Raw genomic sequence first — 13,293 nt, 5'->3', positions numbered from 1 at the left:
GCCATGCTGCTTCTGATCGGAGCCTTTCTCGTCCTGATGCTGATCGGCGTGCCAGTCGCCGTATCGATGGCGGTTTCCTCGCTGCTCTACCTCGTCTTCTACGGTGTCGCGCCCGACATCATTGCGGCGCAGCGCATGATCGCCGGTGTCGAGAGCTTTCCGCTGCTCGCCGTGCCGTTCTTCATCTTCGCCGGCAATCTCATGAACATCGCCGGCGTCACCGGGCGCATCTATTCCTTCGCGCTGGCGCTCGTCGGCTGGATGAAGGGCGGCCTCGCGCAGGTCAACATCATCGGGTCGGTGGTCTTCGCCGGCATGTCGGGGGCGGCCCTTGCCGACGCCGCCGGCATCGGCACCATCGAGATCAAGGCGATGAAGGACCACGGCTACCCCGTCGAGGCGGCCGTCGGCGTCACCGCGGCGTCCTCGACGCTCGGGCCGATCTTCCCGCCGTCGCTGCCCTTCGTCATCTACGGCATGATGGCCAACGTCTCGATCGGCGCGCTGTTCATGGCCGGCATCCTGCCTGGCGTCGTCATGACGGTGCTGATGATGGTGACGGTCGCCATCTTCGCTTACCGCCGCGGCTGGGGCTCGGACACGCCGTTCGAATTGCGCAAGCTCGGCGCCGCGTCGCTTGAGGTTCTGGTCGTCGCCTGCTTTCCGGTCCTCGTCTATATCCTGGTCGGCGCCGGCCTGTCGCTCAACATAGCGGTCGGCATCTGCCTCATCATCCTGATCGCCTGCGACTGGTATTTCGACTTCTCCGCCGTCATGGCGCTGATGACGCCGATCATCCTGATCGGCGGCATGACAATGGGCTGGTTCACGCCGACAGAAGCGGCCATGGCCGCCGTCATCTGGTCGCTGTTCCTCGGCCTCGTGCGCTACCGCACGATGACCTTCGCCACTCTCGCCAAGGCGAGCTTCGACACCATCGAGACCACGGCGTCGGTGCTCTTCATCGTCACCGCCGCGTCGATCTTCGCCTGGCTGCTCACCGTCAGCCAGGCCGCGCAGCTTTTCTCCACCTTCATCACCTCGCTCACCGAAAACAAATGGGTTTTTCTCATCTTGGTGAACATCCTGATGCTGGTGGTCGGCTGCTTCCTCGACACCATCGCGGCGATCACCATCCTCGTGCCGATACTGTTGCCCATCGTCATCCTCTACAACATCGACCCGGTGCATTTCGGCCTGATCATGACGCTCAACCTGATGATCGGCCTGCTTCACCCGCCGCTCGGCATGGTGCTGTTCGTGCTGTCGCGGGTAGCAAAACTGTCGGTCGAGCGCACCACCATGGCGATCCTGCCCTGGCTCGTGCCGCTGCTCGTCGCGCTGATCCTCATCACCTTCATTCCGGCCATCACGCTGTGGCTGCCGACGCAAATGGGACTTATCCGATGACCGAAAGCGCCACCGCCGCAACACTGTTCGGCCCTGAAGATCTTCGGATCGTCGAGCATCCGCTCGGGCCGCTCGCGCCGGGCATGGTGCGGGTGCGCTTCGGCGCAGGGGGCATTTGCGGCTCCGACCTGCACTATTTCCGCCATGCCCGCACCGGCGATTTCGTCGTCACCTCGCCGCTGATCCTCGGCCACGAGATTTCAGGCGAGATCGTCGAGATCAACGGGAAGGCGCCCGGCTTGAGCGTCGGCGATCGCGTCGCGGTCAATCCGTCGCGCTGGTGCGGACATTGCGCCCGCTGCGTCGAAGGCCGCGCCAATCTCTGCGAAAACATCTATTTCATGGGCTCGGCCTCCAAGACGCCGCACATGCAGGGCGGTTTCGCCAGCGTGTTCGACGCAACGCCGGCGCAATGCGTCAAGGTTCCGTCTCACGTGCCGTACCAGGCGGTGGCGCTTGCCGAACCGCTCGCCGTCAGCCTGCACGCGGCGGCGCGGGCCGGCGATATCGCGGGACGCAGCGTCATCCTGTTCGGGGCGGGTCCGATCGGGCTGCTGACCATGCTCGCCGCAAGGCTTGCCGGCTGCGGCGAGATCACCATGGCGGACATCGCCGCCGCGCCGCTCGCCTTCGCGAAAAAACTCGGCGCGGACCGGACGATCGACCTCTCCGGCGGCGACGCCGAACTGAAGGCGCTCGCGGCCGAAAAACCCCTCGATGTCGCCTTCGAGATTTCCGGCACGGCGGCAGGCCTCGCCGCCGCGATCGCCAGTGTCCGGCGCGGCGGCACGGTCGTCCAGGTCGGCAACCTCCCGGGCGGCCAGATCCCGGTTCCGGCCAATGCCGTCATGGCCAAGGAGATCGACCTCAAAGGCACCTTCCGCTTCGGCGCCGAGTTCGACCAGGCGGTCGACCTCATCGTCGGTGGCAAGGTGGACGTGCTAAGGCTGGTGACGGCCGAACGCACACTGTCCTCCGCGCCCGACGCCTTCCGCCTCGCCGCCGACCGCTCGCAGAGCGTCAAGGTCGTGCTGACGGCGGGGTGAGGGTCGCGCCAAGCGCCCTCATCCTCCGCACCCGCCCTCATCCTGAGCTTGTCGAAGGATGCACACCGAAGAGGGCGCCGGACGGTTGCGAAGGCCAATCCCCTACCTGAGGGGGAGATGTCCAGCAGGACAGAGGGGGTGCTGGCTCGCCAAGCGCCCTCATCGTGTGCGCACCGGATTTGAAGTGCCCACCGCAAGGCGATGAGCTTTACTATCTCGCTAAGGCCAGAGCGTCCGACCCGGACGGCTTTGCATTGTTGGCCGCAGCATATGCGGAGCGTCACTAGCCGTCAGAAACGGCATGAGGTGGCGAAGGCGGACTAGCCTCCATCGGAAGGCCCTTCTTCTTTGGCGCTTTCCAACTCGCCCCCCATTGTCGCTGAAAAGATGCGCATCGACAGCAATTCCATGGAGCCTGTCGCCTTTGAGTCAACCAATTTTTCAGAGTGACCCGCGGCTGGCAGGAGCATGATGCGAGGAAGGCTAAGTCCTTCAATGGGTATTGCGACCCGATAGCGAGCGCCGCCTGCAAGTTGGGGGGTAACGTCGAGGGCTGGCTGCCTCGTCGAGTTCACAACCCGGGCAACGCCAGCTGTTGGCCAAGCGAGAATATCATAGTTGACTGGATAAGCTTCGGTCCCGCCAGTGACCTTCAGCATGGGAATTGAGTTCTCATCCGCGCGCAGAGTGAACTCGATCACCACATGAGTGCCGCCTTCTACTAGGGCCGCCATTTCCGCTTGCGTCAGCTGGAGAGACCAACTGGCGTATGCCGAATCATTGGTATCGCTAAACAACAGCGTGCTTCCGAAGGGGTTGCCCTGGTTCTACCTACCCATCTGTCGACGAGCATCGCGTCAGCCGATGCAACGATCTCCGATATCGATGTCATGCGTTCGAACACCCCGGTCGGATCGGTTCGCCATGGCAGTGCCTGCTGCGAAGTTGCCGTTGTCGACGACCGGAATTGTGCGAATGCATCCTGAATCGCAGGGTCTTGAGCGGCAAGTTTGCCGAGGGCGACAGATCCGTCAAAGCTTAGATGCCTTCCGTCATAATATGCGGGTTCCCCGCCTATTCGATTGGAGCAGAGGCCCTTCGTGCAAATGAAGTTGGAAAAATCGACAAATGCCGCACCGAATTCTACAGCGGTAGACCTGATAGAGGCGTTTGCTTTGTCCACCATAGCCAAGCGGGGGCGCAGACGGTCGGTGCAATCCCACCATGGGAACTTGATAGCTTTCGCCTCACATCGTGCGTCAAAGTTCGGAATCCGCGGTATATCAGCGACCAAAACAACGCTGGCCCCCGCAGACGTCAACTGCCTTACTGTTGATCGCAAGTCGGCCCTGAACGCGCTCGTTTGGTATGCCTCGTTCCCCCACGAGGCGGCGATGATAACCGTTGAATACTTCCCGATCTCCGCCTTCACGGCTTCTGACGAAGCTTTGCATTCGGCCTCTCCTTTCCCCGATACATATTTTTCGGGGAGTCGAAAACCGGCGGGCAAGCCGAGTGTGCGATGTTGCGGAAGTCGAAACCAACCGTTCCTGCGATCTCGCCGATCGTTCCGACGAAATGGGCGGCGTGGGGTCCCCCCATAACAAGATCGCGGGCTCCTCTGTCGATCCGATGATGCAAGCAGGGTTTTGGATATCAGAAATTCCCACTTCCGGTTTTTGGCACACGAACGGCAACAGAAAGCTTGGTGCATCCCTTCGGCTGGCCTGAGCGATTGCCGCCGCGTAGGATGGATTATGGAAGAGCATGCCTCTTGAAAGGATCAGAACTGACGCGACGACGGATAAGACGGCGACCGGAGCGACAAATGCTCGAATGGCCACCGGAACGAAACCGAGCCTGGTCACCCTCGCCGGCACTTCGACGTATTTCCACGACAGTACCGACAGCACGAACATCGTCAGGGCAGTGCCTGCCTGAAGCGACGGAGAAAGCTCACCGCCATAAAAATACCGCGCGAAGGCGAGTACCGGCCAATGCCATAGGTACAGCGAGTAAGAAATGATGCCGATGGCACGCAATGGCGCGAAATAAAGAATGCGTGAAACGGGATTGGCGGTTTGCCCAGACATCAGCAACAGCGCTGCACCTGCCGTTACAGGAATCGCCTGGAGCCCAGGGAAAAGGCTGACGCCGTCCAGGAAAAAAGCGCTCGCACCGACGAGAGTTGCCCCTACTGCCGCCGCTATGGTGCTGCTGCCTATTGAAGCCGACAACCGAACCAGGAGCAGCGCGCACACGCCGCCCGCGGCCAGTTGGAATGCCCGAGTCGGCAACAGGTAGTAGGCGGCAGAATCCCAGCCGATCCGAAGCCACCATTCCCCGAGCAGGATACTGGCGAGAATTATCGAAAACAGCGCAGGCAGCACGGCTCTTGGCCACTTTGCCACGAGCAGGAGCATGGCAGGCCATATCACATAGAACTGCTCTTCGACGCCCAGAGACCACATGTGAAGCAGCGGCACCATGCGGCTGTCGTCGGCAAAGTACCCGGTATCGAGAAACAACGCGAAATAGATGTTGGCTGCGGATAGGGACGTTGCCAAAGCCGTGGCAGAAAGCGCCACCAGATCTGACGGAAGCATCAAAACAGCACCTGCCAGCAGGGTAGCGCCCGTCACCAGGAACATTGCCGGAAAGATGCGCTTGATCCGTCGGCGATAGAATTCCGCATATGAGAACGTCCCCGCATCGCGGTCGCGCAAGATGTTCCCCGTGATCAGGAAGCCAGAGATCACGAAGAATATATCAACCCCCACGAACCCCGCCGGGACGAGTCTTTCGTCAATGTGGAAGATCACCACGAGCAGGACTGCGACCGCGCGAAGCCCGTCGATGTCATATCGGTAGTCTGAACGCATTCTGCCGGCCGCTCCTATTGCCAAGTCCCGCACGAGCGTTTCGAGCGGCCCGCGAAGCTGGTCTTCCGGTGCTCCGACGATAGCGGCGTTCGATAGTTTCGGTTTGAGGCTCGCGCCAAACGCCGATATGGCGCCGGCAACTGTCTTGACAGTCAACATACCCCCAGTCGCGCGGCCCATCCGATCGTGGATAAGCCGCGCTGTTGTGTTCTTGCGATCGAGCTTATTCAAGAACTTGGCCTATGCCAGTAATTTTCTTTATCCCCACCCTCTGCCCCTCCCGCATAATCCCCATCAGTTTCTCCCGCCGGGAACGCTTCCGGAGTCGTTCGAAAGCGGGGAGGAACCGGCGCCTCCGTTCCATGGCCGACGAAGCCGTGGGGCCGGGGAGGCTCCGTCCAAGGGTTCCCCTCGGGACACTACGGTCCCGGCGTGCTGGAGGAGCACACAGGCGGGACCGGTGACGGCGGTGGTGAAGCCGAAAGGCAGAGCGCCGTTGCAGCCGGTCACGCGCAGCGGAACGGGCGGGGACAGAAATCGCCGGCGGGGCGCGGGGTTTGCGCCACGTATTTTAGTTTCGGAGGCTCGGCCTCGCGCCCCGCTTCCCGACTGCCCATCATCCTGAGCCATGAGCGTGTCGAATGGTCGAAGGAAGGGCAGGTTTTTTCTCAGAGGCCAGACGGCGAAAGCCGGGCGTGGCGATGAAGAAGTGTGCGTTCGGGCTGGTTGCGCTTTGGTGCTCTAACCCGTCTCGCAGATGGTGTCCTTCTTCTCGCTGCAGGCGCCCTTCACCGGCGCACGCGGGAGATCAGGCGGGTTCGGGGAAGGTCCGGCAAACGAAAAACTGGCGGAGAGGGAGGGATTCGAACCCCCGATGGGCTTGCACCCATGCCGCATTTCGAGTGCGGTGCATTCGACCACTCTGCCACCTCTCCGGGTGATGGTCGGCCGTTGCCGGCGCGGCGCACTAGATAACGGCTGGAGACTGCCGATACAAGGCCCAATCGGTTGCAAATTTGCCGCTCGCCTTGACTTCGCCGGAGCCTTCGGTTACGCACACTTACATTCCGGCGTGGGGACCTCTCCGCGCCGGTTGTACTTTGAACCCCGCAGACTGACAAAAAGACGGCCAGATCGCCTTTGCGCGCTCGAAAAGCCGGACCGAACAGCGAAAGGCAAAAAATGTTCGCAGTCATCAAAACGGGCGGCAAGCAGTATCGCGTCGCCGCCAACGACCTTATCAAGGTCGAGAAACTTGCCGGCAATGCCGGCGACATCATCGAATTCGGCGAAGTCCTGGCTTTCGGCGAAGGCGAGAATGCGACGTTCGGCGCGCCGTTCGTCGAAGGTGCTGTTGTCACGGCGGAAGTGGTCGAGCAGGGCCGCGCCAAGACCGTCATCGCCTTCAAGAAGCGCCGCCGCCAGAATTCGCGCCGCAAGCACGGCCATCGCCAGCATGAAACCACCATCCGGATCGCCGAGATCCTGACCGGTGGCGCCAAGCCGGCCAAGAAGGCCGCCGCCAAGAAGGAAGCGGCTCCGGAAACGGAAGCCGCCGAAAAGCCCGCCAAGAAGGCTGCGCCGAAAAAGGCTGCAGCTTCGGCGGAAAAAGAATAAGCTCGGGACTGAAGGAGAACAGCAATGGCACATAAGAAAGCTGGCGGTTCGTCGCGCAACGGTCGCGATTCTGGAATCCAAGCGCCTCGGCGTGAAGAAGTTCGGTGGCGAAGCCGTCATTCCGGGCAACATCATTATTCGTCAACGCGGCACCAAGTGGCATCCCGGCACGAATGTCGGCATTGGCACGGACCACACCCTCTTTGCGCTCGAAGCAGGCGCAGTCGCGTTCCGAAAGAAAGCCAATGGCCGTACGTACGTATCGGTGAACCCGATGACCAAGGCAGCGGAGTAGCCGGTTCCGCGACTAGAACACCGGCGACCCATCTCGGGGACCGGTGTCTGGACAGTCCAGAAAAAGGATCAGGGGAGATGGGCCGCCATCTCCCCTTTTTCTATGTTTTTTCTGGAGGACTGAAATGGTTGCCGAAAGTGAAGACTTCGAAGGCGAAAGTCTGTCGATAGACTGCCCTGTCCTGGTCACCGAGAGGCTGGTGCTGCGCCCGCCGCATGCCGACGACGCGGCCGAACTCGCCGTGCTCGCCGACAACCGCCGCATCGCCGAGATGCTGGGGCGCATGCCGCATCCCTATGGCGAGACGGAGGCGCGCGCCTTCATCGCCAGGTCCGGGGAGAAGCAGCCGGCGGGCGCCGTCTATGCGGTGACGCTCGCCGACAGCGGCGCGTTCATCGGCTGCGCCGGCCTGAACAGCACCGAACGCGGCCTCGAACTCGGCTACTGGATCGGTGAGCCGTACTGGAAGCGCGGCTATGCGACCGAGGCGGCGCACGCGCTGGTCGATCTCGCCTTCCGCGCCACGCCGATCAACGTGCTGCACGTCTCGTGCCGGGTCATCAATCCGGCATCGCGCCGCGTCATCCATAAATGCGGGTTCCAGTATTCCGGCCAGGGCATGCTGAACTCGATCGTCGCCGGTCAGGTGCCGGTCGAGCGCTATCGGCTCGACCGCAAGACCTGGGTCAGCCTGCGGACGTGGGGCCGGTGAGCGGCGTTACGGCCGGCGTGATCGCGCCGGCCGCTCACTCCATCTCGATCCAAAGCGGCAGATGATCGGAACCGGTCGCAGCAGCGTCCACCCAGCTGCGGCGCACGCCTGCCATCAGGCCGGCGCTGACGAAGGCATAGTCGATGCGCTTCCAGCGGCTCTCATCCTGCGGGCGCTTCGGGTCGACCCAGGTCGTCGCCGGCTCGCCTTCCCAGACCCGCGCTGCCGCGTCGGCGGGATGGGTGGCGAGAAGCGGCATGCCGAATTCATGATCGGGGCGGCCGGTCATCTCGAGATATTCGGGTGTGCCTGCAAGCATGTTGAAGTCGCCCATGGCGACGAACGCTTCGGCATGCGGCGGCTCGGGAAATCCCATTTCCGAGAGCCCGCTCAGCGCACCGCCTTCCAGCGGGTAGTTCAGCATCCGCTCGCGCAGGAAGCGGATTTGCGCCAGCCGTTCTTCGGGGCTGCGGTGGTCGAGATGGGTGGAATAGAAGCGGATGGGTCCGAGCGGCGTGTCGATCAGCGCTTCGATTGCGCCGCGCTGGTAGTTCGTGTGGCCGTAGGTGCGAGTACGTGGCAAGAGCAGATTGCGCGACAGGCGGATCGGCGACCTGGACAGCACCATGTTGCCGAACTGGAACATGACGTTCACCGCTTGCCCGTCGTTCACATGCGAGCCGACGTCGGCCTCGAAATTGGGGCCGTAAACCGAAAAATATCCGGGAAGGGCGGCGCGGATCTCCTCGACCATGTCGCGGCCCTGGTTTTTCGGATTGTTGCACGACACCTCCTGCAGCGCGATCACATCGGCGCCGCGCACGGCGTCGGTTATGCGCCCGATATCGTAGCGGCCATCGAGCCCGACGCCGTACTGGATGTTGTAGCTCACGCATTTCATGGCATGTTCCCCTGCAATTCGGCTCTCGCGCTTGAATGCCGCTTGCGTTAGAGCAGTCCGTTCCAAGACCAGAAACAGGCGCAAGCTGTCAATCCGATGAAATTTCTCGACCAGGCCAAGGTTTACATACGTTCCGGCGACGGCGGCTCGGGCAGCGTCTCGTTCCGCCGCGAGAAGTTCATCGAGTTCGGCGGGCCAGATGGCGGCGATGGCGGCCGCGGCGGCGATGTGTGGATCGAGGCGGTGGACGGGCTGAACACGCTGATCGACTACCGCTACCAGCAGCATTTCCGCGCCAAGACCGGCGTGCACGGCATGGGCCGCAACCGCACCGGCGCGAAGGGCGCTGACGTTGTGCTGAAAGTGCCGGCCGGCACGCAGGTCTATGAAGAGGACAACGAAACGCTGATCTGCGACCTGACCGAGGTCGGCCAGCGCTATCGCATTGCCGCCGGCGGCAATGGCGGCTTCGGCAACCAGCATTTCAAGACTTCGACCAACCAGGCGCCGCGCCGGGCCAATCCCGGCCTGCCGGGCGAAGAAATGACGATCTGGCTGAGGCTGAAGCTGATCGCCGATGCCGGCGTCGTCGGACTGCCCAATGCCGGCAAGTCGACATTTCTGGCGGCAGTCACAGCGGCCAAGCCGAAGATCGCCGACTATCCGTTCACGACGCTGCATCCCAATCTCGGCGTCGCGCGCGTCGACGCCCGTGAATTCGTCATCGCCGACATTCCCGGCCTGATCGAAGGCGCGCATGAAGGCGTCGGCATCGGCGACCGCTTCCTCGGCCATGTCGAGCGCACGCGGGTGCTTCTGCACCTGGTGTCGGCGCAGGAGGAAAGCCCGGCAAAGGCGTACAAGACGGTGCGCACGGAGCTCGAAGCCTATGGCGGCGGCTTGGCCGACAAGGCGGAGATCGTGGCGCTGAGCCAGGCCGACACGCTGGACGCCGATGCGCGCAAGAAGAAGCTTGCCGCGCTGAAACGCGCGAGCGGACAGACGCCGTTCGTCATGTCAGCGGTGACAGGCGAAGGGGTGGAGCCGGTGCTGCGCGCGCTGATGTCCGAGGTCCAGGGCGCGCGCGAAGCGGAAGCCCCCGCCGAAACCGATACGCGCTGGCAGAAGTAGGCCGGCGATGCAGTCCCTGAAAAAATACAGGCGCATCACCGTCAAGATCGGCTCGGCGCTGCTCGTCGACCGCGCTGCCGGGCTGAAGCGCGAATGGCTGGCTTCGCTGGCCGAAGATGTATCGGCGCTCGCCGCCGGCGGGGCGGACGTACTTGTCGTGTCGTCCGGGGCCATTGCGCTCGGGCGCACCATACTCGGTCTCGGCAAGCGGGCGCTGAAGCTGGAGGAAAGCCAGGCGGCGGCAGCCGTCGGGCAGATCGAGCTTGCCGGCGCGTGGTCGGAGGCGCTGGCGCGCTGCGGCCTGAGGTCCGGCCAGGTGCTGGTGACGCTCGGCGACACCGAGGAGCGCCGCCGCTATCTGAACGCCCGCGCGACGATCTCGACGCTGCTCAAGATGAAGGCGGTGCCGGTCATCAACGAGAACGATACGGTGGCGACGTCGGAAATCCGCTACGGCGACAATGACCGGTTGGCGGCGCGCGTGGCGACCATGATGGGTGCCGACCTTCTGGTGCTGCTGTCCGACATCGACGGCCTCTACACCGCGCCGCCGGCGCTTGATCCGTCGGCGAAATTCATTCCGGTCGTCGAGCGCATCACGCCGGAAATCGAGGCGATGGCTGGGGCTGCGGCCTCCGAACTGTCGCGCGGCGGCATGCGGACAAAACTCGACGCTGGGAAGATCGCGACGGCCGCGGGAACGGCGATGATCATCACCTCGGGGACAAGGCTCTCGCCGCTGATGGCGATCGAGCGTGGCGAGCGGGCGACGTGGTTCAGGCCCAGCGCCAACCCGGTCAAGGGCTACAAGAGCTGGATTGCCGGACAGCTCGAACCAGCGGGACGGCTGACGGTCGACGCCGGCGCGGTCGGTGCGCTGCTTTCGGGCAAATCGCTGCTGCCGGCGGGCGTAAAGCTGGTCAGCGGCAATTTTTCGCGCGGCGACACCGTAGCGATCCTCACGCCCGAGGGCCACGAGATGGCGCGCGGCCTTGTTGCCTACGACGCCGCCGATGCCGTAAGGATTGCCGGGTTGAAAACGGCCGAGATCGAGGCCGTGCTGGGCTACGAGGCGCGTTCGGCGATGATCCACCGTGACGATCTGGTGGTGAGCCTGCGCGAACCGATGGAAGAAGCCCGGGCGGAAGGATAAGCCATGCTGACGACGCATGAAAAACCCCGCGAGGACACCACCGCCCTGATGGCCGAGATCGGCCGCCGGGCGCGGGCTGCGGCGCGGCCGCTCGCAATTGCTTCAGCCGAGCGCAAACACGCGGCGCTTATAGCAATGGCAGACGCCATTCTGCGCGGCGAGGACAAGATTCTTGCGGCCAACGCGATCGATCTCAGGAACGGCGAAGAAGCCCGCCTCGGCGCGTCGTTCATGGACCGCCTGAAACTGACGCCGGCCCGCATCCACGACATGGCCGACGGGATCAGGGCCATCGCCGAACTCCGCGATCCGGTTGGCGAGGTCATCGCCGAATGGGACCGCCCGAACGGCCTGCATATAGAACGCGTGCGCACGCCGCTGGGCGTCGTCGGCGTGATCTATGAAAGCCGGCCCAATGTGACAGCCGACGCCGGAGCGCTCTGCCTAAAAGCCGGCAATCCGGTGATCCTGCGCGGCGGTTCTGATTCATCGAATTCCTCGACCGCGATCCATGCCTGCCTGGTGGAGGGGTTGAAAGCGGCGAAGCTGCCGGCCGAAGCGATCCAGTTGGTGCCGACCACCGACCGCGCAGCCGTCGGCGAAATGCTGAAAGGGCTTTCCGGCAATCTCGACGTGATCATTCCGCGCGGCGGCAGGAGCCTGGTCGAGCGCGTGCAGAACGAGGCCCGCGTGCCAGTCTTCGCGCATCTCGAAGGCATTTGTCACCTCTACATCGACAAATCGGCAGAGCTCGACATGGCGGTTGCGATAGCGGTCAACGCCAAGATGCGGCGCACCGGCATTTGCGGCGCGGCGGAGACGCTGCTCGTCGACCGGGCGGCCGCTTCGACGCATCTCGTCCTGGTGCTGAAGGCGCTGCGAGATGCCGGATGTGAAATCCACGCCGACACGGACGTGCTTGCCGCCTTTGCAGACGCAACACCAGCGACCGAAGCTGACTGGTTCACCGAATATCTCGACGCCATCATCGCGGTAAAACTCGTCGATGGCGTTTCCGGCGCGATCGAGCATATCGAGACCTATTCGTCGCATCACACCGAAGCGATCGTCGCCGAGGATGCGGAGGCGATCGAACGGTTTTTCAACGAGATTGATTCGGCGATCCTGCTGCACAATGCCTCGACCCAGTTCGCTGATGGCGGCGAGTTCGGCATGGGCGCGGAGATCGGCATCGCCACCGGCAAGATGCACGCGCGCGGCCCGGTCGGCGTCGAGCAACTGACCTCGTTCAAGTACCGCGTGCGCGGTTCGGGGCAGGTGCGGGCGTGATTGCGCGGCCTTCTTACCCTCCGCCTTGCGGGGAGGGTCGAAGAGCGAAGGTCGCGAAGCGACTGCAGCGAACCGGGGTGGGGGTGGAGACGAAGTGCTCTACCCACGCCTGAGCTACAGTCAATGTCGTCACCCCCACCCCGCTCCGCTTCTCGGACCGACCCTCCCCACAAGGGGGAGGACATCCCCCATCACCACCTCCGCATGCCGCATGCCGAAAAAGGCATGGCGGTCGGCCTGTTCGGCGGCTCGTTCAATCCGCCGCATCGCGGCCATGCGCTGGTCGCCGAGATTGCGCTGAGGCGGCTGCGCCTCGACCAGCTCTGGTGGATCGTCACGCCCGGCAACCCGCTGAAGGCCTCCAGCGAGCTAGCGCCGCTCTCCGAGCGTCTGAAGCTTTCCGAAGTGATCGCACGGGATCCGCGCATCAAGGTCACCGCTTTCGAGGCGCGCCACAATATTCGCTACACCGCCGACACGCTGGCGCTGATCAAGGCGCGCAATCCCGGCGTCGATTTCGTCTGGATCATGGGCGCCGACAATCTGCGCGATTTTCATCACTGGCAGCGCTGGCGGCAGATCGCGCTGACGTTCCCGATCGCGGTCATCGACCGGCCGGGCTCGACGCTGTCGTTCCTGTCCTCGGTGGTGGCCAAGACCTTCGACTATGCACGCATCGACGAGGCGGATGCGCCGCGGCTGGCGCGGGCGGAAGCGCCGGCCTGGACCTTTATCCACGGGCCGCGCTCCTCGCTGTCGTCGACCGCCATCCGCAACGGATCGAAGGCCAAGAGCCCGCCGGCATGATCCAGGCGCGGAAATCCGGCGGTCCAGTATGCCGCCCGCCTGTCGATGT

General features: G+C 63.5%; 11 protein-coding genes, 1 tRNA gene and 2 pseudogenes. 9 read left to right on the top strand and 5 right to left on the bottom strand.

Annotation, left to right across the window (positions count from 1 at the left end):
- Window positions 1-3 precede the first annotated feature (3 nt).
- The gene (locus ACG873_RS22835) at window positions 4-1,410 is read left to right on the top strand and encodes a TRAP transporter large permease (RefSeq protein WP_394887856.1); all 1,407 of its coding nucleotides are present in this window, start codon (window positions 4-6) and stop codon (window positions 1,408-1,410) included.
- Window positions 1,407-2,456 (top strand): L-idonate 5-dehydrogenase, encoded by a 1,050-nt coding sequence (locus tag ACG873_RS22830; protein WP_394887854.1) that lies wholly within the window; start codon window positions 1,407-1,409, stop codon window positions 2,454-2,456. The genes ACG873_RS22835 and ACG873_RS22830 overlap by 4 nt, the downstream gene beginning before the upstream one ends.
- A gap of 320 nt (window positions 2,457-2,776) precedes the next feature.
- On the opposite strand, the gene ACG873_RS22825 is transcribed toward ACG873_RS22830, so the two are convergent.
- The 4 genes and pseudogenes from ACG873_RS22825 to ACG873_RS22810 all read right to left on the bottom strand — a co-directional run bounded on the left by ACG873_RS22825 (window position 2,777) and on the right by ACG873_RS22810 (window position 6,273).
- Complete coding sequence (locus ACG873_RS22825) at window positions 2,777-3,253, bottom strand: hypothetical protein (RefSeq protein WP_394887852.1); 477 nt, start codon at window positions 3,251-3,253, stop codon at window positions 2,777-2,779.
- Window positions 3,202-4,170, bottom strand: coding sequence for an SGNH hydrolase domain-containing protein (locus ACG873_RS22820; RefSeq protein ID WP_394893658.1), 969 nt, complete (start codon window positions 4,168-4,170; stop codon window positions 3,202-3,204). Before ACG873_RS22820 ends, ACG873_RS22825 begins: the two co-directional genes overlap by 52 nt.
- 244 nt (window positions 4,171-4,414) lie before the next feature.
- Window positions 4,415-5,338, bottom strand: a pseudogene (locus ACG873_RS22815) (acyltransferase family protein); the annotation flags it as partial.
- 845 nt (window positions 5,339-6,183) lie between these two features.
- Window positions 6,184-6,273, bottom strand: a tRNA-Ser gene (locus ACG873_RS22810).
- Window positions 6,274-6,520: 247 nt separating this feature from the next.
- On the opposite strand from ACG873_RS22810, the gene rplU reads away from it, so the two are divergent.
- The 3 genes and pseudogenes from rplU to ACG873_RS22795 all read left to right on the top strand — a co-directional run bounded on the left by rplU (window position 6,521) and on the right by ACG873_RS22795 (window position 7,962).
- Complete coding sequence (rplU, locus tag ACG873_RS22805; protein ID WP_394887851.1) at window positions 6,521-6,955, top strand: 50S ribosomal protein L21; 435 nt, start codon at window positions 6,521-6,523, stop codon at window positions 6,953-6,955.
- A 24-nt stretch (window positions 6,956-6,979) separates the two neighbouring features.
- Window positions 6,980-7,250, top strand: a pseudogene (rpmA, locus tag ACG873_RS22800) (50S ribosomal protein L27).
- A 124-nt stretch (window positions 7,251-7,374) separates the two neighbouring features.
- Window positions 7,375-7,962: a GNAT family N-acetyltransferase gene (locus ACG873_RS22795; RefSeq protein ID WP_394887848.1), complete on the top strand. Its 588-nt coding sequence runs from the start codon at window positions 7,375-7,377 to the stop codon at window positions 7,960-7,962.
- 34 nt (window positions 7,963-7,996) lie between these two features.
- Here the strand turns inward: ACG873_RS22795 and ACG873_RS22790 are convergent, their stop codons facing one another.
- Window positions 7,997-8,863 carry an endonuclease/exonuclease/phosphatase family protein gene (locus ACG873_RS22790; RefSeq protein WP_394887847.1) on the bottom strand — a complete coding sequence of 289 codons (867 nt, stop codon included), beginning with the start codon at window positions 8,861-8,863 and terminating at the stop codon, window positions 7,997-7,999.
- Window positions 8,864-8,959: 96 nt separating this feature from the next.
- Between ACG873_RS22790 and obgE the strand changes: the two genes are divergently transcribed.
- The 4 genes from obgE to ACG873_RS22770 all read left to right on the top strand — a co-directional run bounded on the left by obgE (window position 8,960) and on the right by ACG873_RS22770 (window position 13,244).
- The gene (gene obgE, locus ACG873_RS22785; RefSeq protein WP_394887844.1) at window positions 8,960-9,994 is read left to right on the top strand and encodes a GTPase ObgE; all 1,035 of its coding nucleotides are present in this window, start codon (window positions 8,960-8,962) and stop codon (window positions 9,992-9,994) included.
- A 7-nt stretch (window positions 9,995-10,001) separates the two neighbouring features.
- Window positions 10,002-11,147: a glutamate 5-kinase gene (gene proB, locus ACG873_RS22780; RefSeq protein WP_394887841.1), complete on the top strand. Its 1,146-nt coding sequence runs from the start codon at window positions 10,002-10,004 to the stop codon at window positions 11,145-11,147.
- Window positions 11,148-11,150: 3 nt separating this feature from the next.
- Window positions 11,151-12,437, top strand: coding sequence for a glutamate-5-semialdehyde dehydrogenase (locus tag ACG873_RS22775; RefSeq protein WP_394887839.1), 1,287 nt, complete (start codon window positions 11,151-11,153; stop codon window positions 12,435-12,437).
- Between the two features lie 204 nt (window positions 12,438-12,641).
- A complete protein-coding gene (locus tag ACG873_RS22770; RefSeq protein ID WP_394887838.1) occupies window positions 12,642-13,244 on the top strand; it encodes a nicotinate-nucleotide adenylyltransferase in 603 nt (200 codons plus the stop codon).
- Window positions 13,245-13,293: the final 49 nt, after the last annotated feature.

It is taken from the genome of Allomesorhizobium aridi, from assembly GCF_043769475.1.
Taxonomy (GTDB): domain Bacteria; phylum Pseudomonadota; class Alphaproteobacteria; order Rhizobiales; family Rhizobiaceae; genus Allomesorhizobium.
This window is presented reverse-complemented; position numbering and strand designations above follow the sequence as displayed.